The sequence below is a fragment of the Stenotrophomonas sp. ATs4 genome (assembly GCF_051861585.1).
Classification (GTDB): domain Bacteria; phylum Pseudomonadota; class Gammaproteobacteria; order Xanthomonadales; family Xanthomonadaceae; genus Stenotrophomonas; species Stenotrophomonas maltophilia_AS.
Genome location: NZ_JBLYPK010000001.1, coordinates 550,660 through 570,240 on the forward strand (window position 1 = coordinate 550,660; position 19,581 = coordinate 570,240).

General features: G+C 64.8%; 15 protein-coding genes. 10 read left to right on the plus strand and 5 right to left on the minus strand.

The annotated features are described in order from the left end of the window. The first annotated feature begins 104 nt into the window (after window positions 1-104). From ABR323_RS02640 to ABR323_RS02650, 3 genes are all read left to right on the plus strand, one after another. On the plus strand, window positions 105-3,422 hold the full coding sequence (locus ABR323_RS02640) for a DEAD/DEAH box helicase (RefSeq protein WP_439448173.1): 3,318 nt from the start codon (window positions 105-107) through the stop codon (window positions 3,420-3,422). 96 nt (window positions 3,423-3,518) lie between these two features. Further along, on the plus strand, window positions 3,519-4,865 hold the full coding sequence (locus ABR323_RS02645; RefSeq protein WP_439448087.1) for a phosphomannomutase: 1,347 nt from the start codon (window positions 3,519-3,521) through the stop codon (window positions 4,863-4,865). Window positions 4,866-4,877: 12 nt separating this feature from the next. Beyond that, window positions 4,878-6,281 (plus strand): mannose-1-phosphate guanylyltransferase/mannose-6-phosphate isomerase, encoded by a 1,404-nt coding sequence (locus ABR323_RS02650; RefSeq protein WP_439448088.1) that lies wholly within the window; start codon window positions 4,878-4,880, stop codon window positions 6,279-6,281. 120 nt (window positions 6,282-6,401) lie between these two features. Here the strand turns inward: ABR323_RS02650 and rfbD are convergent, their stop codons facing one another. From rfbD to ABR323_RS02675, 5 genes are all read right to left on the minus strand, one after another. After that, on the minus strand, window positions 6,402-7,301 hold the full coding sequence (gene rfbD / locus ABR323_RS02655; RefSeq protein WP_439448089.1) for a dTDP-4-dehydrorhamnose reductase: 900 nt from the start codon (window positions 7,299-7,301) through the stop codon (window positions 6,402-6,404). Further along, window positions 7,298-7,855, minus strand: a complete 558-nt coding sequence (gene rfbC / locus ABR323_RS02660) for a dTDP-4-dehydrorhamnose 3,5-epimerase (RefSeq protein ID WP_004141806.1) — start codon at window positions 7,853-7,855, stop codon at window positions 7,298-7,300. The genes rfbD and rfbC overlap by 4 nt, the downstream gene beginning before the upstream one ends. Beyond that, complete coding sequence (rfbA, locus tag ABR323_RS02665) at window positions 7,852-8,739, minus strand: glucose-1-phosphate thymidylyltransferase RfbA (protein WP_439448090.1); 888 nt, start codon at window positions 8,737-8,739, stop codon at window positions 7,852-7,854. The genes rfbC and rfbA overlap by 4 nt, the downstream gene beginning before the upstream one ends. Before the next feature lie 14 nt (window positions 8,740-8,753). Continuing rightward, window positions 8,754-9,809: a dTDP-glucose 4,6-dehydratase gene (rfbB, locus tag ABR323_RS02670; RefSeq protein ID WP_439448091.1), complete on the minus strand. Its 1,056-nt coding sequence runs from the start codon at window positions 9,807-9,809 to the stop codon at window positions 8,754-8,756. Between the two features lie 117 nt (window positions 9,810-9,926). Beyond that, window positions 9,927-10,718, minus strand: coding sequence for a class I SAM-dependent methyltransferase (locus tag ABR323_RS02675; protein WP_439448092.1), 792 nt, complete (start codon window positions 10,716-10,718; stop codon window positions 9,927-9,929). Window positions 10,719-11,122: 404 nt separating this feature from the next. Here ABR323_RS02675 and ABR323_RS02680 point away from each other — a divergent pair, with 404 nt between their 5' ends. The 7 genes from ABR323_RS02680 (at window position 11,123) to ABR323_RS02710 (ending at window position 19,496) form a co-directional block, all read left to right on the plus strand. Further along, window positions 11,123-11,869, plus strand: a complete 747-nt coding sequence (locus ABR323_RS02680; RefSeq protein ID WP_057496707.1) for an electron transfer flavoprotein subunit beta/FixA family protein — start codon at window positions 11,123-11,125, stop codon at window positions 11,867-11,869. Then, window positions 11,869-12,807 (plus strand): electron transfer flavoprotein subunit alpha/FixB family protein, encoded by a 939-nt coding sequence (locus ABR323_RS02685; protein ID WP_439448093.1) that lies wholly within the window; start codon window positions 11,869-11,871, stop codon window positions 12,805-12,807. Before ABR323_RS02680 ends, ABR323_RS02685 begins: the two co-directional genes overlap by 1 nt. Window positions 12,808-12,879: 72 nt before the next feature. Then, entirely contained in the window at window positions 12,880-13,266 is a 387-nt protein-coding gene (locus tag ABR323_RS02690; protein WP_439448094.1) for a GtrA family protein, read from the plus strand. A gap of 110 nt (window positions 13,267-13,376) precedes the next feature. Further along, window positions 13,377-14,540, plus strand: a complete 1,164-nt coding sequence (locus tag ABR323_RS02695) for a cystathionine gamma-synthase (RefSeq protein WP_439448095.1) — start codon at window positions 13,377-13,379, stop codon at window positions 14,538-14,540. 95 nt (window positions 14,541-14,635) lie between these two features. After that, window positions 14,636-15,415 (plus strand): ABC transporter permease, encoded by a 780-nt coding sequence (locus tag ABR323_RS02700; protein WP_439448096.1) that lies wholly within the window; start codon window positions 14,636-14,638, stop codon window positions 15,413-15,415. 9 nt (window positions 15,416-15,424) lie between these two features. Further along, window positions 15,425-16,180 (plus strand): ABC transporter ATP-binding protein, encoded by a 756-nt coding sequence (locus ABR323_RS02705; protein WP_110710968.1) that lies wholly within the window; start codon window positions 15,425-15,427, stop codon window positions 16,178-16,180. A gap of 112 nt (window positions 16,181-16,292) precedes the next feature. Continuing rightward, a complete protein-coding gene (locus tag ABR323_RS02710; RefSeq protein WP_439448097.1) occupies window positions 16,293-19,496 on the plus strand; it encodes a glycosyltransferase in 3,204 nt (1,067 codons plus the stop codon). Window positions 19,497-19,581: the final 85 nt, after the last annotated feature.

The following is a 19,581-nucleotide window of genomic DNA, read 5'->3' on the forward strand; positions in this document are numbered from 1 at the left end:
AGGGCCTGGATGCGCCGCAGCATTGCACGGGCATCGCACTGGGTTCCGTAGAATGCCCGGTTCCCCTGCCAATGGCCGGCCCCATGCCCGGCCCACCCTCGTTGATGGCCCAGACCTACACCGAAGAAGACCTGCTCCGCTGGATGGACGCGTGGACACTGGAAAAGAGCGAACGTTGCCTGTCCGGTGTCCGCAACATGCATCTGACCAGTGGAATGCTCATCGCCGAAGTGAAAGGCTCGGCCAGATATCCCTACCGGGTGGAAATCGATCTGGAAGCCAGCCTGCGCCATCCTCGCAGCCGCCTGCAAAGTGAATGCTCGTGCCCTGTCGGCCATCACTGCAAGCACGTGGCGGCCGTGCTGGTCGCCCACATGCTGGACGCAGCAGATCTGGGCGATGACGATCCAGCGTCGGCGCACGAACCGGGCCAGTCGCCACGCCGCGAACTGCTGGAACAGCTGTCACGCTGGCAGGCCGTCAGAGCCCAGCCTCCCCGGTCACGTAGAAACGGCATCATCTTCGAGCTGTCCACGTTCAATCACCGGCCTTCCATCCTGCTCCGTCGCGTCAAGTACGCCCTCGACGGCACGATCGAGTTCGACAAGTGGCAGGAAATCACCCCTCAGCTATTGCTGGAACCGCCCGCCTACCTGACGCAGGCCGACCTGGCCGCGGTGGCGCAGCTGTGGGCCCTGCATCAGTCGGTGAAACCGCCGGAGTGGTTCGACGTCGGCACGATCCTGCAGTCGATCGTGTCCAGCGGGCATGGCTGGGTGTCATGTGGCATGCATGATCGCGTGCCGGCCAAGCCCGGCGCACCACGTCGCGGTACGTTGGGGTGGAGCGCAGAGACGACTCACGGCAGGTTGCTGCTGGCGCCGGCACTGAGCGTGGAAGGCGATGCGGAAGGCCTCGTACTGGGATCTGGTGCCGGTTACCTGGATCCGGTCTCCGGTGAAGTCGGCCTTCTCCTGCTGGACGTCAAGCCGGAGGACGCGGACGCGTTCCTCGCCCTTCCCCACCTGCTCCCCGATGAGGAACCGATCGTGGCGCAACTGCTGCAACAGATCGACCCCGCGCTGCCGCGCCCCGATGCAAGCGACACGCTGCCTACGCTGCAGATCAGCGCCATGACCCCCGTGCTTCGCCTGCACACGGTCGAGTTCCGTCCGCCGTGGCTCGGCCCCCGCGACCCTTCGCAATGGGCCGATATCGCGACCGTGGCCTTCGAGTACGACGAGCACGTGCGGTTCCTGGATGATCCGAGCCTGTTCGCACACGATCCGGAGGGCCAGCTCGCCCTGCTGCCCCGTGACCTGGGTGAGGAATCACGACGTGAGGCCGAGCTGCGCTCGGTGGGGCTGCATCGCGACACGGAGCCGCGGGCGCCATTGGATGGCGCAGGCCCGCAGTTCCAGCTGCGCACCCATGACTGGACACGGTTCCTGCTGGACGACGTGCCGCGCCTGGAAGCCTTGGGCTGGAAGGTGGAGACCGACGACGATTTCCGCCATCGCATCACCCGGGTCGATGAGATCAACCTGGACATCCAGGCGGACCCGGCGGATGCGGGCTGGTTCAACCTGGGCCTGGACATCCAGGTGGAAGGCCGCAACGTGTCGATGGTTCCGCTGCTGCAGCAGGTGCTGCAGTCCGATCCCCGCTGGATGCGTGGCCAGCTGGACGCCATCGGCGACGACGAGAACATCCTGCTGATGGCAGGCGACAACACGCGCCTGGCACTGCGGGCCGCACGACTGAAACCGATCATGGCCCTGTTGGCCGACCTGTTCGCCCAGCGTGGCGCGCCGCTGCGCCTGTCTGCGCTTGACCGTGGCCGCCTGCAGGCACTGCAGGACACTGCGCGCCTGCAGCTCCGCGGCCGCAAGGATACCCAGGCGCTCGTGCAGCGGCTGATGCAGGCACCCGCACTGGGCGAAGTATCGCCGCCGGCGGGGCTGGTGGCGACGCTGCGTCCCTATCAGCTCGAGGGCCTGTCGTGGCTGCAGTACCTGCGCCAGCAGGGTCTGGGCGGCGTACTGGCCGATGACATGGGCCTGGGCAAGACCGTGCAGACGCTGGCGCATCTGCTGATCGAAAAGGAAAGCGGGCGTCTGGATCAGCCTGCGCTGCTGGTGGTGCCGACGTCCCTGCTGCACAACTGGCAGAGCGAAGCCGCGCGCTTTACCCCGGACCTGCGCGTGCTGACCCTGCACGGACCGGCCCGCGAGACGCTGTTCGAATCGATTCCCGCACACGACCTCGTGCTGACCACCTACCCCCTGCTGTGGCGCGACGAGCAGGCGCTGCAGGCACATGCCTACCATCTGCTGATCCTGGACGAGGCCCAGCAGGTGAAGAATCCGAAATCACGTGCGGCCGTCACGCTGCGCACATTGCAGGCCCGCCATCGCCTGTGCCTGACCGGCACGCCGCTGGAAAACCACCTGGGCGAACTGTGGACGCAGTTCGACTTCCTGCTGCCCGGCCTGCTCGGCACCGAGAAGCAGTTCAACCAGCATTGGCGCCACCCCATCGAACGCGGCAGCGACCACCGCCGTGCCCAGTTGCTGGCGCAGCGGCTGCGCCCGTTCATCCTGCGCCGACGCAAGGACCAGGTCGCCTCGGAGCTTCCGCCCAAGACCATCATCACCCGCGCGGTGGAGATGGAGGGCGGCCAGCGTGATCTCTATGAAACCGTGCGTGCCGCGATGGAGAAGCAGGTACGCGAGGCCATCAGCGGCAGCGGATTGGCGCGCAGCCACATCGTGGTGCTGGATGCATTGCTGAAACTGCGCCAGGTCTGCTGCGATCCGCGCCTGCTGCCGGGCAACGCCCCGGCACGGGCTGCAGGCTCGGCCAAACTGGAGCTGTTGCGCGAGATGCTGCCGCCGATGGTCGAGGAAGGTCGTCGCATCCTGCTGTTCTCACAGTTCACCGGCATGCTGGCGCTGATCGCGCAGGCCCTCGACGGGATGGGCCTGGCCTATGTGACCCTGACCGGCGATACCCAGGACCGGGTCACACCGGTGCAGCGCTTCATGCAGGGCGAGGTACCGGTGTTCCTGATCAGCCTGAAAGCCGGTGGCGTGGGGTTGAATCTGACCGCCGCCGACACCGTCATTCACTTCGACCCCTGGTGGAACCCGGCGGCTGAGAACCAGGCCAGCGACCGCGCCCACCGGATCGGGCAGCAGCAACCGGTATTCGTCTACCGCCTGATCGCGGCTGGCAGCATCGAGGAGCGGATCGCCGAGCTGCAGGAGCGCAAATCAGCGCTGGCCGAATCAATCCTGGAAGGCGGCGGCAGCGCCGGGCCGCGCTTCAGCGAGGACGATGTGCAGGCGCTGCTGGCGCCGTTGCCGGGTGCACCGGTCAAACGCCGTGGCCGGGCCGGCAGAGGGTCGGTGCAGGCCTGATTTCGAACGTCAGTCACGTGGCGTTGCCTGATGGAAACGATTCCCGTACAGGTCGGGCGCTACAATGAAAGACTGAGCTCACAAAGGATCTGATCGATGCCCCTGCCCGCCTTCAAGGCCTACGACATCCGCGGCCGTGTGCCGGAAGAACTGAACGAAGACCTGGCCCGCCGCATTGGCGTCGCCCTGGCCGCGCAGCTCGCTCCCGGCCCGGTGGTCCTCGGCCACGATGTGCGCCTGACCAGCCCGGCGCTGCAGGATGCGCTGGCCGCAGGCCTGCGCGGTACCGGCCGTGAGGTGATCGACATCGGTCTGTGCGGCACCGAAGAGGTCTACTTCCAGACCGATCACCTCGGTGCGGCCGGCGGCGTGATGGTGACCGCCAGCCACAACCCGATGGACTACAACGGGATGAAGCTGGTCAAGGAGAATGCCCGTCCGATCAGCTCCGATACCGGCCTGTTTGCGATTTCCGACGCGGTGGCCGCCGATACGTCCGAGGCCCAGCCGCCGCGCGCCGGGCAGACCGCCCAGCATGACAAGAGCGCCTACATCCAGCACCTGCTCAGCTATGTCGATGCCGGCAAGCTCAAGCCGTTGAAGCTGGTGGTGAATGCCGGCAACGGTGGCGCGGGCGCGATTGTCGACCTGCTGGCACCGCACCTGCCGTTCGAGTTCATCCGCATCTGCCACGAGCCCGATGGCAGCTTCCCCAACGGCATTCCCAACCCGCTGCTGCCGGAAAACCGTGCTGCCACCGCCGACGCGGTGCGCGAGCATGGTGCCGACTTCGGCATCGCCTGGGACGGTGACTTCGATCGCTGCTTCTTCTTCGATCACAGCGGTCGCTTCATCGAGGGCTACTACCTGGTCGGCCTGCTGGCCAAGGCCATCCTGGCGCGCAATCCCGGTGGCAAGATCGTGCATGACCCGCGCCTGGTCTGGAACACCGTGGAGATGGTGGAGCAGGCCGGCGGCGTGCCGGTGCTGTGCAAGAGCGGCCATGCCTTCATCAAGGAAAAAATGCGCGCTGAGGATGCGGTGTACGGCGGCGAGATGAGCGCCCACCACTACTTCCGCGAATTCGCCTACGCCGATTCCGGCATGATCCCGTGGCTGCTGATCGCCCAGCTGATTTCCGAAAGCGGACGCTCGCTGGCCGACTGGGTCGAAGACCGCATGGCCGCCTACCCCTGCAGTGGCGAGATCAACTTCAAGGTCGCCGACGCAAAGGCGGCCGTTGCACGCGTGATGGCGCACTTCGCGGCGCAGTCCCCGGCACTGGACCACACCGACGGCATCAGTGCCGACTTCGGCGACTGGCGCTTCAACCTGCGCAGTTCCAACACCGAACCACTGCTGCGCCTGAACGTTGAAGCCCGCGGCGACGCGGCACTGATGCAGGCGCGCACTGATGACATTTCCCGCCTCATCCAGCAGTAATCAAGGAAGATCATGAGCAACATCCAGCCCGTCATCCTGTCCGGTGGTTCCGGCACCCGCCTGTGGCCACTGTCGCGCGAGGCGTACCCGAAGCAGTTCCTGCCGCTGGCAGGCGAACAGACGATGCTGCAGGCCACCTGGCAGCGCGTCGCTCCCATCGCCGCACACGGTCCGTTGGTGATCGCCAACGAAGAGCACCGCTTCGTCGCTGCCGAGCAGCTGCAGCAGGTGGGCGCCGAGCCGGCTGCGATCATCCTGGAGCCGGTGGGCCGCAATACGGCGCCCGCCATCGCGGTGGCGGCACTGGAGGCCACCTGTGATGGCGCTGATGCGCTGCTGCTGGTGCTGCCCTCGGACCATGTGATCACCGATGAGGCCGCGTTCCGCCAGGTTGTGCAGGCTGCAGCCAATGCTGCCGAGGCCGGCAAGCTGGTCACCTTCGGCATCGTGCCGACCGGCCCGGAAACCGGCTATGGCTACATCAAGGCGGCTGATGGCCAGGGCCTTCGCGCAGTCGAGCGTTTCGTCGAGAAGCCCGACCTGGAGACGGCCACCGGCTACGTCAGCAGCGGCCAGTACTACTGGAACAGCGGCATGTTCCTGTTCAAGGCCTCGCGCTACCTGCAGGAACTGGAACGCTTCCAGCCTGCCATGCTGACCGGCTGCCGCCAGGCCTGGCAGCAGGCCCGCCGCGATGCGGATTTCACCCGTCTGGACAAGGACGCCTTCGCTGCGGTTCCTTCCGACTCCATCGACTACGCGGTGATGGAAAAGACCGGCGATGCCGTGGTGATTCCGCTGGACGCAGGCTGGAACGATGTCGGCTCGTGGACGGCGCTGCGCGATGTCTCGCAGCAGGACGGCGACGGCAACGCCCACCAGGGTGATGTGATCGCCATCGACTGCCGCAATACCTACGCCTACGCGGAGCGTCTGGTGGCACTGGTCGGCCTGGACGATGTGATCGTGGTCGAGACGGACGATGCAGTGCTGGTCGGCAAGGCCGACCGCATGCAGGAGGTCAAGACCGTGGTGGCGCAGCTGAAGGCCGACGGTCGCAGCGAGGCGACATGGCACCGCAAGGTCTACCGCCCGTGGGGTGCGTACGATTCGATCGACAACGGCGAGCGTTTCCAGGTCAAGCGCATCACGGTCAAGCCCGGTGGCACGCTCAGCCTGCAGATGCACCACCACCGCGCCGAGCACTGGATCGTGGTCAGCGGCACCGCTGAAGTGACACGCGGCAACGAGGTGATCCTGCTCAGCGAGAACCAGAGCACCTACATCCCGCTGGGCGTGACCCATCGCCTGCGCAACCCCGGCAAGCTGCCGCTGGAACTGATCGAAGTGCAGTCCGGCAGCTACCTGGGCGAGGATGACATCGTGCGCTTCGAGGATACGTACGGTCGGAGTTGAGGGTTATCTGGTGCCGGGCCTGTGGCCCGGCACCCGCCGGTTGATCGGTAGATCCACGCCATGCGTGGATGCTGTTCGATTCCGATCTGGGCCTTATCCACGCATGGCGTGGATCTACTGTCAGGCGCCGGCAATCTCAGCCATCACCCGCTTCAACCCGTCCTGCCATGCCGGCAGCACGATGCCGAAATCCTGCTGCAGCTTGCGGTTGTCCAGCACCGACCAGGCCGGGCGCTTTGCCGGCGTCGGATACTCGGAACTGGCAATCGCCTCGACGGTCGGTACCTTGGCCAACAGGCCAGTGGCCAATGCTTCGGCGAAGATCGCCTCGGCGAACCCATGCCAGCTGGTCTGGCCGCTGGCCGTCAGATGCCAGGTACCGGACAGCTGCCCGGGGTGCTGCAGCGCCTGCGCGGTGACGTCGGCGATCAGCGCGGCCGGGGTCGGCGTGCCGATCTGATCGGCCACCACCCGCAACGCATCGCGCTCGGCGCCCACGCGCAGCATGGTGCGCAGGAAGTTGACGCCGTGCGAGGCATAGACCCACGCCGTGCGGAAGATCAGATGACGGCCACCGGCCGTACGCACCGCTTCCTCACCATCGCGCTTGCTGGTGCCATACACGCCCAGCGGCGCGGTTGGCTCATCCTCGCGGTAGGGTGCGCTGCCCTGGCCATCGAACACGTAATCAGTGGAGTAATGCACGAACGGCACGTCGTGAGCGGCGCACCAGCGTGCAATCACGCCCGGTGCCTGCGCGTTGGCGGCGAAGGCCGCCTCGGCATCCTGCTCGGCACGATCCACGGCCGTGTAGGCGGCCGCGTTGACCACCACCGACGGCTGCAACCGGTCCAGCAGCGCCGGCAGGCTGTCGGGCTGGCCGAAATCCGCCACCTCGCAGGCACTGCCGTCGGGCAGCTGCCCGCTGCGGGTGGTGGCAATCACCTCACCGAGTGGCGCCAGCGCGCGCAGCAGCTCCTGGCCGACCTGGCCGTTGCCACCGAACACCAGAACAGTCATGGCACGTAGACCGGCAGGCGATCTTCGGCGATGTCCTTCAGGAACGGCGCGTTCTCGTCCTTGGCCGACAGCGTCGGTGCACTGACCGGCCAATCCACCGCGATGTCGGCATCATTCCAGCGCACACCGGCGTCGAAGTCCTTCAGGTAGACCTCGGTGCACAGATAACTGAACACCGCGCGCTCGGAGAGCACGGCAAAGCCATGCGCGAAACCCTCCGGAATCCAGAACTGCTTCTTGTTCTCCGCGCTCAGCACCACCGCTTCCCATTGACCGAACGTCGGCGAGCCGCGACGAATGTCCACGGCGACGTCATACACCTCGCCCTCCAGCACCGACACCAGCTTGCCCTGCGGGCGCGGCCACTGGTAATGCAGGCCACGCAGCACGCCCTGTGCCGAGGTGGACACGTTGCTCTGAACGAATCGATCCGGCAGGCCCAGCGCGGCGAAGCGCTCGGCGTTCCAGGTCTCGAAGAAATAGCCACGGGCATCGCCGAACACGGCCGGCTCGATCACCACGCAACCGGGCAACTTGGTTTCAATTACTTTCACGGAACGACTCCTCGCAGGGCGAGCGTGTGCAGGTACTGGCCGTAGCCATTCTTGATCAGTGGTGCGGCCAGCGCCTCCAGCTGTTCGGCATTGATCCAGCCCTTGCCGAAGGCGATTTCCTCCGGACAGCACACCTGCAGGCCCTGGCGGGTCTGGATGGTCTCGATGAAGTTGGACGCTTCCAGCAGGGACTGGTGGGTGCCGGTATCGAGCCAGGCATAGCCGCGGCCCAGCGCTTCCAGGTGCAGATTGCCCTCCTGCAGATAGCGCTTGTTGAGGTCGGTGATTTCCAGTTCGCCACGCGGCGACGGCTTGAGTTCGGCCGCGTAATCGCTGGCCTTGCCGTCATAGAAGTACAGGCCCGTGACCGCGTAGTTCGAGCGCGGATTCTCCGGCTTTTCCACCAGATCGATGACCTTGCCACTCTTGTCGAACTCGGCCACGCCGTAACGTTCCGGATCATTCACCCAGTACCCGAACACAGTGGCACCGTGGTCGCGCTCATCGGCACGCTTGAGCACTTCACGCAAGCCATGGCCGTGGAAGATGTTGTCGCCCAGCACCAGGCAGCTCGGCTTGCCGGCCACGAAATCGCGACCGATCAGGTAGGCCTGTGCCAGGCCATCCGGACTCGGCTGCACCGCGTACTGGATGTCCATGCCCCACTGCGAACCATCGCCCAGCAGCTGCTGGAACAGCACCTGCTCATGGGGGGTATTGATGATGAGCACTTCACGGATGCCCGCCAGCATCAGCACACTGAGCGGGTAGTAGATCATCGGCTTGTCGTACACCGGCAGCAGCTGCTTGCTGACGCCCTTGGTGATTGGATACAGCCGGGTGCCGGAACCGCCGGCGAGGATGATGCCCTTGCGCTGGGTCATGTTGTCTCCTGGGTTCAGGCCGTGGTGCCGATGCGCTGCAGGCGGTAGCTGCCATCCAGCACGCCGTTGACCCATTCCTGGTTGTCCAGGTACCAGTCGACGGTGAAGGTGATGCCCTGCTCGAACGTATAGGCCGGCTCCCAGCCCAGGTCGTTCTTCAACTTGGAGGCATCGATCGCATAGCGGCGGTCATGACCGGGACGGTCTGCAACATAGGTGATCTGGCTGCTGCGCGGCTGGCCGTCTTCGCGCGGACGACGGGCATCAAGCAGCGCGCAGATGGCCTGCACCACCTCGATGTTCTGCTTCTCGGAGTTGCCACCGACGTTGTAGGTCTCGCCGACCTGGCCCTTGGCCAGCACGGTGCGGATCGCTTCGCAGTGGTCGGACACGAACAGCCAGTCACGCACTTGCTTGCCATCGCCGTACACCGGCAGCGGCTCGCCGGCCAGCGCCTTGGCGATCACCAGCGGAATGAGCTTCTCGGGGAAGTGGTACGGGCCGTAATTGTTCGAGCAGTTGGTGGTCAGCACCGGCAGCCCGTAGGTGTGGTGGAAGGCGCGCACCAGATGGTCCGAAGCCGCCTTCGACGCCGAGTACGGCGAATTCGGGGCGTACTGAGTGGTTTCGCTGAACTTGCCGGTCTCGCCCAGGGTGCCGTACACCTCGTCGGTGGACACGTGCAGGAAGCGGAAGGCCGCGCCCTGTTCGGCCGGCAACGCCTTCCAGTAATCGCGCACCGCCTCCAGCAGGCCCAAGGTGCCCACCACGTTGGTCTGGATGAAGGCGCCCGGGCCGTCGATGGAGCGGTCCACGTGGCTCTCGGCGGCGAAGTTCAGCACCGCGTCCGGCTGGTGCTCGGCCAGCAGGCGGGAAACCAGCGCACTGTCACCGATGTCGCCCTGCACGAACACGTGGTTGGCGTTGCCTTCGAGGCTGGACAGGGTCTTCAGGTTGCCGGCGTAGGTCAGCGCATCGAGGTTGATGACCTTGACGCCGCGGGCGACGGCTTCGAGAACGAAATTACCGCCAATGAATCCGGCGCCGCCGGTGACAAGCCATGTGGGCACGAAAGGCATCTCCTTGAAGTGGGCAGATCTGCGGGCTGCGTCTGCAACCCGCCGCACGTTGACCGCCAAGGATACATGCCCAGCCGCTCGCCCCCCCAACACCTGAATGAACAGGCGCTAGCCGGCCATCCCGCCAGCAGGATCGGACTCGGCCTGAAGCATCCAGACCTTGATGTCCGCAGGCAGCAGCCGCATCACCGGCGCGAGCACGCTCAACGCGGCCGTGAGCGCCATGGCCTTGGCCGCCGACACCGACCGGTCGTAGCGGATGCGCGCGTACAGACCTTTCACGCTCAGGGAAGGCAGCGTACGGGCGTGCTGCAGGCTCAAACCGGTGCGGGTACCAATCGCGCGCATGCTGCCGTCGTCCAGGTAATGCACGTGTGGCGACGGGAACCCCTTCTGCCACAACCGCTCGAAGCTGGCAGGTGCCCCCATCCGGGCCATCACCCGCGCGACCCGGTAGAGCACGCCCGTGCGTGCCGGTGCATTGATCACCACCACGCCCCCGGGGCGAAGGACGGCCGTGCAGGCCCGCATCGCAGACAGGATGTCGGGGATGTGCTCCATGACGTCATTGAAGACGATCACGTCAAATTTCTCACCCGCCTGCAGCACGTCCGGGAAGAACCCCCGGCGGACGGGCAAGCCGCGCGCGCTGGCCGAATCGGCTACGCGGGCGTCGGGCTCGATGCCCACGACCTCGAAATGGCCCTCGGTGGCCTGCAGGAACCAACCATGGGCACACCCGACATCCAACAGCCGCGGGCGCCCCTCCGCCCGCTGCGGGAACCGCGCTGCCAGATCCTCGGCCAGCACGGCGAAGTTGCGTTGCCGAAGGTCACTCAACCCCTCTTCGCGAAGCACCTCGTCCAGCACCTCGCGATCCCCCTGCACGTCGATATCCACGCGAAGCGAGCTTCCCTCGTAACTGCACCGGCCACATTGCAGGTGCCAAGGCTGCAGCCCAGCCTTGAGCTGCCCCTCACAGGCAGGGCATTGATCGAATCCCATCAACATCGTCTCCAGGTTCTGACGCACGCATGACCCGCTCTCCCCGGGCCCGGGAAACATCGTGGCGACTTCAGTGACCACCGGAGCATAACGCCCGCATCCGCACCACCATGTTGCACACGCAGCACGCCAACGCGGGGACGCCGTGGCGGCTCCACCGAACCATACGCATTCGCATGGTCACCCCAAGCCAGCTAGAATCGGGATCCCACCCCCGAACCGGTTGCTGTTGCAGGACCGGATGATCTCCAGCAACTGTGAGCCGGCCAGCGGCCGGTACTACAAGGACCCCGTACAAGATGAAAATCCTCGTCGCGTACAAGCGCGTGGTGGACTACAACGTCCGCATTCAGGTCAAGCCGGACGGTTCCGGCGTGGTCACTGACGGCGTCAAGCTGTCGCCCAACCCCTTCGATGAAATCGCCCTGGAAGAAGCGTTGCGCCTGCGCGACAAGGGCATCGCCAGCGAAGTCGTGGTTGCCACCATCGCCCCGGCCGACGCCCAGGCGCACCTGCGCAACGGCCTGGCCATGGGCGCAAACCGTGCCATCCACGTCGTCACCGACCAGGCCATCCAGCCGCTGACCGCCTCCCGGACCCTGCTCAAGCTGATCGAGAAGGAACAGCCGGACCTGGTGATCCTCGGCAAGCAGGCCATCGACGACGACGCCAACCAGACCGGCCAGATGCTGGCCACGCTGTGGGGCCGCCCGCAGGCGACCTTCGCCAGCAAGCTGGAAATCGCAGACGGCAAGGCCACGGTGACCCGTGAAGTCGACGCCGGCCTGGAAACGCTGGAAGTGGATCTGCCGGCCGTGGTCACCACCGACCTGCGCCTGAACGAGCCGCGCTTCATCAAGCTGCCGGACATCATGAAGGCCAAGGCCAAGCCGCTGGAAACCCTGCAGCTGGCCGACCTCGGCGTTGAAGCCGCCGACACCTTCAAGACCACCCACTACGCCGCGCCGTCCAAGCGCAGCAAGGGCGTGATGGTCAAGGACGCGGCCGAACTGGTTGCCGCACTCAAGCAGAAGGGGTTGCTGTAATGAGCAGGATTCTCGTCATCGCCGAGCACCACGACGGCAAGCTCAACGCCGCCACCGCCAAGACCGTCAGTGCCGCCGCCGCCATCAGCGGCGCCAGCATCGACGTGCTGGTACTGGCCGCCGATCCGGCCGCTGTCGCCGCTGAGGCCGCGAAGATCGCTGGCGTCGCCAAGGTCCTGACCGTGGCCAACGCCGCCAACGCCCAGGCCCTGGCCCAGGTGCTGGCGCCGCAGATCGCGCAGCTGGCCAAGAGCTACACCCACGTGTTCGGCCCGTCGACCACCTTCGGCAAGGACCTGATGCCGTGCGTGGCCGCGCTGCTCGGCGTCAACCAGGTCTCCGACCTGATGGCTGTCGAAGGCAGCCATACCTTCAAGCGCCCGATCTACGCCGGCAACGCGATCATCACCGTGGAAGCGCCTGCCGACCAGATCGTGGTCGCCACCGTGCGCGCTGCGTCGTGGCCGGAAGCCGCCCAGGGTGGCAGTGCCCCCGTTGAAGCGGCCAGCGTCGATGCCGCCCTGCCCTCGCACACCCGCTTCGTCGGCCTGGCCGCCGGTGCCAGCGACCGCCCGGACCTGCAGAGCGCCAAGCGCGTGGTCTCCGGTGGTCGCGGCGTCGGCTCGGAAGAGAACTTCAAGGTCATCTTCCAGCTGGCCGACAAGCTCGGCGCCGCCGTCGGTGCCTCGCGCGCTGCGGTCGATGCCGGCTACGTGCCCAGCGACCTGCAGGTTGGCCAGACCGGCAAGATCATCTCGCCGGAGCTGTACGTGGCGGTGGGCATCAGCGGTGCGATCCAGCATCTGACCGGCATCAAGGACGCCGGCACGATCGTGGCGATCAACAAGGATGCGGATTCGCCGATCTTCGAGATTGCCGATATCGGCCTGGTCGGGGATCTGTTCGCGATCCTGCCGGAGCTGGAAGCAGCGCTCTGAGCCCGTTTGCATGACGCTTGCACGGAGGGCGCCGCCAACGGTGCCCTCCCTTTCCGGACTTCTGTCGTATCCATGATGCCGCGCCTGTTTCGCTTCCTCCTTTCCGGTGGCTCGGCCGCCGCCGTCGAATATGCGATCTTCCTCCTGCTTCAGACCGGGCTGGGTACGGACTGGTTGCTGCTGAACCAATCAGTCAGCTTCGCTGGCGGCTTCATCGTGAGCTTCATGCTCAATCGCCACTGGGTTTTCCGCAGTGAAGGCGCCTGGGGCGCGGAACTGGCCAGGTACGGGCTCCTGGCTGTAATCAACCTGATCCTGGGCAATGTCGCAATCAGTCTGCTGGCAGGCCCTCTCGGCGTTCCGCCCCTGCTGGCGAAACTGATCGTGATGGTCATGGTGGCATCCTGGAACTACGTCATCTTCTCCCGACTGGTCTTCCGGCAGCGCCCGACGGCCTGATCCTGCAGGCCCTGGCGCCATCACCACCTTCCTGAACACCTTGGCGGGGCCCTCTCACGGCTTGCCCTAGAATAGGCCCCCCAAACCTTCGTACCTCCAGGTTACTTCGAATGGCAAAGACCCCGAACTCGCTCGGCCTCGGCACCCGTGCCATCCATGCAGGACAGCAGCCCGACCCGAGCACCGGCGCCATCATGACGCCGATCTACGCCACTTCGACCTACGTCCAGGAAAGCCCCGGCAAGCACAAGGGCTATGAGTATTCACGTACTCAGAACCCGACCCGCAACGCCTACGAGGCCTGTGTCGCCAGCCTTGAAGGGGGTACCGCCGGCTTTGCATTCGCTTCCGGGCTTGCCGCTGCGTCGACGACGCTGGAGCTGCTGGACGCGGGCGACCACGTCATTGCGATGGACGATCTGTATGGCGGCACCTACCGCTTGTTCGAGCGCGTCCGTCAGCGTTCGGCGGGGCTGGAGTTCACCTATGTCGACCTGAACGACCTGGACGCGGTACGGGCAGCGATACGGCCCAATACCCGCATGATCTGGGCGGAAACCCCCACCAACCCCATGCTCAAGGTGGTGGACCTGGCCAAGCTGGGCACCTTCGCCCGCAAGCAGGGCCTGCTCCTGGTCGTGGACAACACCTTCTGTTCGCCGATGGTGCAGCGTCCGCTGGAGTACGGCGCCGATCTGGTCCTGCATTCCGCAACCAAGTACCTCAACGGCCATTCGGACATCGTGGGTGGCATCGTGGTGGCCGGCAGTGATGCCCTGGCCGAACAGATGGCCTTCCTGCAGAACTCGATCGGAGCCGTGGCCGGCCCGTTCGACTCCTTCCTGGCCCTGCGTGGCCTGAAGACGCTGCACCTGCGCATGCGTGCACACAATGAAAGCGCGTTGGAACTGGCCCGCTGGCTCGAACGCGACAGCCGCATCGAAGCTGTGATCTATCCTGGCCTGAAGAGCCACCCGCAGCACGCTCTGGCCAAGCGCCAGATGGATGGCTTCGGCGGGATCATCTCGGTGCGCGTGAAGGGCGGCAAGACCAAGGCCCGCCGCATGCTGGAACGTTGCGAACTGTTCGCACTGGCCGAATCGCTGGGTGGGGTGGAAAGCCTTATCGAGCTGCCGGCGGTGATGACCCACGCGTCGATTCCGCCGGCCCAGCGCAAGCGACTGGGCATCACCGACAACCTGATACGTCTGTCGGTGGGCACGGAAGATCTGGCCGATCTCCGTCACGAACTGGACGCTGCCCTGGGACGTTGAGCCAGGTCTTCATTGATTCCACGCCGCCGCGCCAGCGGCGGCTTGACGCCGCGTCCTGCACGCGGTGACCGTATTGAACCCGCGAGAATTCCTTGATGAATGAAGCACTCTCCGACCTGGGACGCAGCCTGCGCTCCTGGCGCCTGTGGACATTGCTGGGCTGGCTGGAAATCCGCCAGCGCTACGCCCGCTCCCGTGTCGGTCCGTTCTGGCTGACGATCAGCATGGGCGTGATCATCGCATCCATCGGCATGGTCTACGGCACCCTGTTCGGGCAGAAGCTCAGCGAGTACCTGCCTTACCTGGCGACCAGCCTGGTCATGTGGGGGATGTTCACCAGCACCGTGCAGGAGGGCAGCAACGCGTTCATTTCCAATGCCGCCTACATCCGCCAGGTCTCAACACCGAAGTTCATCTACATCCTGCAGGTGCCGTGGCGCAACCTGCTGATCCTGTGCCACAACATCGTGATCGTGGTAGCGCTGCTCGCCATCTTCGGCGTGAAGCGCTGGGACACCCTGCCGCTGGTCATTCCCGGCCTGGTCCTGGTGGTGCTCAATGCAACCTGGATGGCGACCCTGTCCGGACTGCTGTCAGCGCGGTTCCGTGACTTCCCGCAGATCGTGGCAGCGATCATGCAGGTGGCCTTCTACATCACCCCGATCATGTACAAGCCGGAAGCGCTGACCAAGTATTCGTTCATCGTCAATCTCAATCCCCTTGCCTATCTGCTCAACGTCGTGCGCCAGCCTGTACTGGGTGAGGTTCCTTCCGTGCGGACCTGGGGAGTGGCCATTGTCATGGCCGTTGTCGGCTGGATCGTCGCCCTGGTGATGGTCCACCGTTATCACAAGCGCATCGCGTACTGGGTGTAAGGATTCCACATGGCTTTCATTGAACTGGAACACGTCAGCCTCGATCTTCCGATCTACGAGGTGCACGGCCGCTCACTCAAGCGCCAGGTGATGCGCCTGGGACGCTCCAATGCCGTTGCCGACAGCAACGACGGCGTCATCATCGTCCGCGCCCTGCAGGACGTCAGCGTTCGCTTGGAGACCGGTGACCGCGTCGGTCTGATCGGCCACAACGGCGCCGGCAAATCGACCCTCCTGCGCGTCCTCGCCGGCATCTATGCCCCCACCGGAGGCATCATCCGACGCGATGGCAAAGTGGTTCCGCTGCTGGACATCAGCCTCGGCATGGACGACAACTCCACCGGTTGGCAGAACATCCGATTGCGCGGCCTGCTGCTGGGCATGACCAAGAACGAGATCATCGAAAAGCAGGAGGGAATCGCTGAATTCAGCGAACTCGGCGATTATCTCGACCTGCCCATCCGGACCTACTCCAGTGGCATGCGCGTACGTCTGGCATTTGCCATTTCCACGGCGGTTGATGCGCAGATCCTGCTGCTGGACGAGGTGATGGGCGTGGGCGATGCCGGCTTCATGCACAAGGCCAAGCAGCGCCTGGCAGATCTTCACGGCCGTTCGGACATCGTCGTGCTGGCCATGCACTCCAACGAAGAGATCCGCCGTGTCTGCAACAAGGTGATCTGGATGGACAACGGTTCAATCCGGATGTACGGCGATACCGAGTCGGTGGTGTCCGCCTATGAGCAGTTCGTCAACGGACATTGAGTCCCCGTCCCACCCTCCGGTACCCCTGATGACGCACCCCATCCAGCCAGCCTCCAATGCCAGCCACTCATCGCCGCAGTCCTCTTCACCGGAGATGATTGCGAGCTGGCTGATGGATACCCTTCGACCACAGCAGGTGATCGATGCGGCTGGAGAAGGCTCGTCCCTGTTTGCAGCGCTGGTCGATCTGGCCGCTTCGCAAGGGCTGCCGGTGCGCCCGGTCGAAGCACCGGACGCATTGGGCAGCACCAAGCTCAACGCATTGGTGATGCTGGCGCCAGACCAGATCAGTGATGGCTGGCAGCTCATGGACTGGATGCGGCGCCTGGACACCCATGGCGGGATCCTGCTGCTGGGCCCTCCGCCTCGTGAGAGCGCGATCACCGGCCACGCTCTGGCAGACGGCCGGCACTGGCTGTTCGTGGCCGATCCGGAACGGAGCATCGGAGCGACACCATCAGGATCCAGTGATCGGCCACAGATCGAAGAGCTTGCCTCCCTGGAAACGGCACAAGCCGTGCTGCTGGAGCAACGCCGGCACATGGAGCAGCTGCGCAGCCAGGTCGTACAACAGGAAAGCAGCCTCACCGAGGTAGAACAGAATCTGCTGCGTGCAGAACGTCGCGTGGCGTCGCTACGCCGCGCACTGGAAACATCCGGAATCACCTCCCAGGCGACGCTGGATCATCTGCACCGGGCCCAGAATCAGGTCGGAGAGCTGCTGAGTTCGCGCTCCTGGCGCGTGACCGCCCCGCTGCGCATGGCACACGTTGCCGTCTGGCGCGTCCGTTCGCTGCTCAAGCAGCTCCTGCATCTGTCCACGGCCACGATTCGCGTCGCCCGCCAGAACGGCATCCGCGAAGCCGGACGCCGGATCACCAGCCAGCTGCGGCAGCCCGCTGCATTGTTCCGCCAGGGCTCAGGTGCCGGAAGCTGGAAACTGAGGCCGGTCCATACGCTTCCGCCGGCAAGGCCAGCGAGCAGTTCGCAGAAGCTGCGCGTCCTGCTGGTGGCGGAAATGGGCATCGGGCAGTGCCTGAAGTACCGCGTGCTGCAGAAGCAGCTGATGATCGAAAGCCTTGGCTACGACTGCACCGTCGTCAACTGGACTGATGTCGTCTCTACCCGCGACCTGCTCTCCACGCACAGCGTTGCCGTGTTCTACCGCGTCCCCGGCTATCCGGACCAACTGGAGACGATCGCCCTCGCTCGTGCGGCTGGCGTGCGTACGTTCTGGGAAGTCGACGATCTCATCTTCGACATCGAACACTACCGGAACAACAGCAACGTCAACGATCTCAGCCCAATTGTGCGCAAGGCCATCCTCGAAGGCGTACCGCTGTTCCGGGAGGCGCTGCTGGCTTGCGATGCCTGCATCGCATCGACCACCGCCATGGCCGACGCCATGCGCGCAACCGGTGCGCCCGAGGTCTGGGTCGTCGAGAACGCACTGGACGTGGAGACACTGCGCGCGGCAGAGGAAATCGCCGCCGCACCGCCGCGTGGTGATGGATTGCTGCGCATCGTCTATGGCTCCGGTTCCAAGGCCCACGATTCCGATTTCCGTATCGCCGCTCCAGCGTTGCTGCGCATTCTGAAGAAGCGCTATGACGTTCGCCTTACCATCATCGGTCATCTCAACCTTCCCGAAGCGTTCAACGAGGTCGATGCCCAGGTAGAGCGCCTGCCGCCCTCCGATTACCCGACCTACATGCGCAGGCTCGCCAGGTGCCAGATCAACATCGCACCGCTGGAGCGCACGGTCTTCAATGACGCAAAGTCCAACATCAAGTATCTGGAAGCGGCGATCCTGGGTATTCCCAGCGTCTGCTCCTCCAGTACGGAGTATCAGCAGACCGTCCAGCACGGCACCACCGGTCTGCTGGCCAGTACCGAACAGGACTGGGAAGAACAACTGCTGGCATTGATTGAGAGCCCCGGGCTGCGCCGCCAGATCGGCGAGAACTCGCGTCGCCATGTCGAGGATGACTACACCCCTGAAGCCGTAGCCAAGCACAGGCTGCTGCCATGGCTGAAGTCGTTGGAACCGTCCGTCGAGCGTCGCCCACGTATTCTGGGCGTCAACATTTTCTTCGAACCACGCAGCTTCGGCGGCGCCACGATCGTGGCCGAGCAGATGGCACGGATCATCAATGCAGGCGGCCGGGCGGAGTACGCGGCATTCACCACCCTGCCGGCCACCGATGTGCATGCCTACAAAGTGACCCGCTACGAATCGAGCGCGGGCGAGGTGTTCGCCATGGGTCTGCCGCATGAGCACGATCAGGCCCTGCATTTCGACAATCCCTATCCCACGCATGGGTTCCGCGAAATCCTCCGTGCCTGGCGTCCGGACGTGGTTCATATCCATTCCATCCAGGGCATCGGCATCCAGATCGCGGAAGTCTGCCAGGCCGAAGGCGTCCCGTTCGTGGTAACGCTGCACGATGCATGGTGGATCTGTGCGCGCCAGTTCATGGTCAACGACAAGGGCCGTTACTGCTACCAGCGCAAGATCGACCTTGATGTGTGCTCGCGTTGCGTACCGCAGCCCGCAATGAACCCCTATCGCCAGTACCGCCTGCACGAAGTGCTGACCGGCGCAGCGTTGATGCTGTCACCCAGCAAGTTCTTCGCTGGTGTCTACGCCGACAACGGGTTTGATCCCGAGCGCCTGCGGGTCAACAAGAACGGCATCGTCAAACCTGCTTCGGCCATTCACCGCGAGCCACCCAGCACCCGCCCGCTGCGGTTCGGTTTCGTTGGCGGCGAGGGCCCGATCAAGGGAAGCGCCCTGATCAAGAAGGCTTTCGCAGGCCTGCCGCATACCAACTACGAACTGCATGTCGTCGACAACGAACTCAACCTCGGGCGTCGTTCGATCTTCGAATCCAACTGGAAGGTTCCCGGCACCTTCAAGGCGGTCCCCGCTTACAGCCAGGAGACCATCGATTCGTTCTTCGGCAGCATCGACGTGCTGTTGTTCCCGACCCAGTGGAAGGAGAGCTTCGGCCTGTCGGTCCGCGAGGCATTGATCCGCGATGTCTGGGTGATCGCCACCGACGCAGGCGGTGTCATCGAAGATATCGTCGACGGTGAGAATGGCGACATCATCCCGCTGGATGATGATGGCAGCGCGCTGCAGGCCGCCATCAAGCGCCTGCTGGATGCGCCGGGCAAGCTCGACGGTTACCGTAATCCGCACGCCGCAATGGTGCGTCTGTTCGATGAGCAGGCTTCGGAACTGACCGACTACATGCTGGAAGTGATCGAGCGCCAGCCAGTGAACTGGCGCGAGCCGGACGAACTGAGCTGAACGAAGATGCCGTTGGCATGAAGCCAGCCCGGTTTCCACGTACACAACGAGAAAGCCGCTGATCGTGAGATCAGCGGCTTTCTTT